A 3,041-nucleotide genomic window follows, 5' to 3' on the forward strand; every position below is an offset into this window, starting at 1 on the left:
TGTATTATACTGAAATAGGTTGACCTTTTTCGTGTTCATTTTTCGTTAATTAGAAGGTCAAATATTCTAAATTTTCTTTATTTTTTTTGTAGGAGCGATATTCAATTCCTTGATTAAGATGGATGAAATTAGGAGTGTTTAATTTTAAGCTAAAATGTAATCTTTTGTTATTGTAAATCCACACAGCTTTTTTTACCATCTTCTTTGCTAAGTTAATATTTTTTATGGTTTGTTTCAGTTCGTATTCATATTTAAGCGTTCTATTGATTCTTTCTGCAACGGCATTTTCATAAGGATCGTATTGTTCAGTCATGCTTATGGTTATATTGTTTTTCTCAGCAAACGCTGTATATGCCGGATTGCAATATTGTATTCCTCTGTCAGAATGATGGATTATTTTTTGATTCGGATATTTCCTGTTTTTAATAGCCATAGTCAACGCATCTGTGCAAAGTGATGTCTTCATATGTGATGCTAGTTTATAACCCATAATTCGCTTAGAGTATGCGTCTGTAACCAACGCTAAATAGCAATGCTTCTTTTCCGTTTTTATATAAGTAATGTCACTTACCCATAATTGTTCTGCTCTAGTTGGTACTTTGTCTTTTACCAGGTTCTTGTATTTGAAAAAATGATGTTTAGAATTTGTTGTTATAAAGTATCGTTTAGTCTTTGGAACCAGGAGTCTATTAGCTTTAAGAAGTTTGTAAAACTTATCTCTACCCATTTTGATTCCAAGTAGTTTCATTTTTGGTTTGAGTTCTTTATGGAGTTTTATTCCTCCAGTTTTTTGACCAAATTCATCTCTATAGTCTTTAACCATTTTCACAACGATTTGTGCTCTGTTTTCCTTTATTTTATGCGATTTTAAGCGTTTGTAAAAAGCTTGTTTACTAATCCCAAAACATTCGATCAACCATTTTCTTTTAAACGGTCTTGTTTCTTTTTTTCGATCTCGTCTGCTAATGTTTTGGGTAAGGACTTTTTTGACATATCAACTCCCGTAATAAGCTCCATGTCAGCAATAATGTCCTGTTGGAAGTCTTTTACAAATTCTAACTCTTCGATACGTTCTTTAAGTTTTTTGATTTCATCTTTTTTGCTCATACCAAGTTTCTTTTGCTCTAAAGTACTGTATTTTTTTAACCAGTAATCAATGGAGGATCTTGAAACTTGATATTTTTCTGAAGCATGGTTTACAGAGATTTGTCCGTTTTGAATCCTATCGATGATTAAAAGCTTTAAATCGAAACCTACTTTTTTGTAGGAATTTTTTCGGCAGGGTTGTTTTTTGTCTTTCATTAGGTGTAGTGCTAAAAGGTTTAATTTTTAGTCAACCTATTTCAGGAAAGTTCGGGTTGAGTAACTTATAGATAACGTGTTTGTGTATGATTTCGTTGCGTGTTTGAGCAACTAAATTAACAAAAGAAAACTTACCAGAGGAAATTCCGAAGGAATTTCCAAGCAGGCTAGAACTAGCAATGAATTATACACGTTGTTGTGCATAGTTATTCTATTTCAATGGTTTTTATATTCAGTTCAAATGATTTTACAATTCCATCATCTTCGATTAGTTTTATTTCAATGTTTTCCCAATTTAAGTGCTTGGTTATTTCTATTTCCTTTCCATTCTTGTTGATGACAATAGTTACTGGAAAAGTTTCTCTTTTACTTTTGAAATAATCCATTAATTTTTTTGAATTTTCAAACACAGAACCCAGAGGAGAAATAATTTTTTTATTTATTTCATTTCCATTGAGTTCAACAATAACAAATGATTTTTCCGAATCCTCTTTTTCAAAATTGTACAGGTGTTCTATAGTAGGAAGCTTTATTTTTTCAACTTTAGAAGATTCCGATTCTATTTTTCCAACATATTTTATTATGTATATTCCGCAAGCTTGTCCAAAAGAATATTGAATTGTAAGACTTAAAATTAACAGTATAAATATTCTTTTCATTCGTATTCTTTAATTATGCACAACGGTCTTGTATATGATTAGTGGCGTGTTTAAGCACCTAATTTAGCAAATAAACACCAGATAGAAAATCCGCGAGGATTTTCGTAAGTAAGCTAAAACTAGCCATTAATTATATACGTTGTTGTGCTTTCGTTATTTATTGAGTTCTTGTTCAATTTCAATTAATATGGTTTCAATTTCATTTTTTATTCCACCCAAAAAATTTGTTCCCGCAGCTGATTTATGTAACAATGCATAGTCTATGAGGTAGTTTTCAAATTCTACAGAATTAAACAACGATTTATTATTTATGTTTTTTGAAATGGAATTGGTTTGAAAATCTAACTGTTTACTTGCTAATTTCCTAACACTACCCTCCTTATAAATAATAGATTTCAGGTTTTCTTTTACAGCCAAAGTAAAATTTATCTGAAGTTTTAAAATTTCCAATGAGCTATCAAAAGATGCAAGCCGTTGTCTCAACTTTTGATTCAAAATTAAATTTAAATTGCCTGAACTTATGATGTCATTTAACACTCCATTTGAAGGCTTAAACTGCATCTGATTGCCAAGAACTGCAAAAATTTTTTCATTCAGATATTTATCACTAACAGTGTCAAGGATTTCATTATCAAATAAATTCAACAAACCATTTATACCGTTTCTTATGGTTTCATTCTCCTTAATTGATGAATTTATTTTATCCAGATTATTATTAAATTCCGATTGCAGAGACAATAAATACTCTTGTTCTATTTTTTGTTGTTTCCTATGCTCGTTCCAATTATTTATTGAAAGTGCAATCAAAATTCCAATAACCACAAGTATAATTTCTCCAATTGCATATTTAAAATACTTTCCAGTTTTGTTTTTCTCCATAAGGTCGTAACGTATTTTTCTAAAGAATTTTATCATTGGTTAACGGTTTGTCATAATGAAGCACAACGTATACGTATATGGAAAGTAGCGTTTAAATAATGACTTGTCTTTCCGGCTTGTATATATTTTATAAAGAAACAAAAAATATTGATTAAACAACCAATTAGCTATTTTATATATACGTTGTTATGTTTAGTAATT

4 protein-coding genes are annotated in these 3,041 nt (G+C 29.8%); all 4 read right to left on the reverse strand.

The window, feature by feature from the left end; all coding sequences use genetic code 11:
• Positions 1 to 49 precede the first annotated feature (49 nt).
• The 4 genes from ACVCXO_RS03725 to ACVCXO_RS03740 all read right to left on the reverse strand — a co-directional run bounded on the left by ACVCXO_RS03725 (position 50) and on the right by ACVCXO_RS03740 (position 2,876).
• On the reverse strand, positions 50 to 916 hold the full coding sequence (locus ACVCXO_RS03725; RefSeq protein ID WP_452228252.1) for an IS3 family transposase: 867 nt from the start codon (positions 914 to 916) through the stop codon (positions 50 to 52).
• Complete coding sequence (locus ACVCXO_RS03730; RefSeq protein ID WP_452228253.1) at positions 913 to 1,302, reverse strand: helix-turn-helix domain-containing protein; 390 nt, start codon at positions 1,300 to 1,302, stop codon at positions 913 to 915. Before ACVCXO_RS03730 ends, ACVCXO_RS03725 begins: the two co-directional genes overlap by 4 nt.
• 206 nt (positions 1,303 to 1,508) lie before the next feature.
• Positions 1,509 to 1,961 carry a hypothetical protein gene (locus tag ACVCXO_RS03735; protein ID WP_055437681.1) on the reverse strand — a complete coding sequence of 151 codons (453 nt, stop codon included), beginning with the start codon at positions 1,959 to 1,961 and terminating at the stop codon, positions 1,509 to 1,511.
• 153 nt (positions 1,962 to 2,114) lie between these two features.
• Entirely contained in the window at positions 2,115 to 2,876 is a 762-nt protein-coding gene (locus ACVCXO_RS03740; protein WP_203461155.1) for a DUF6090 family protein, read from the reverse strand.
• Positions 2,877 to 3,041 lie beyond the last annotated feature (165 nt).

The sequence above is a fragment of the Lacinutrix sp. MEBiC02404 genome, assembly GCF_053601575.1.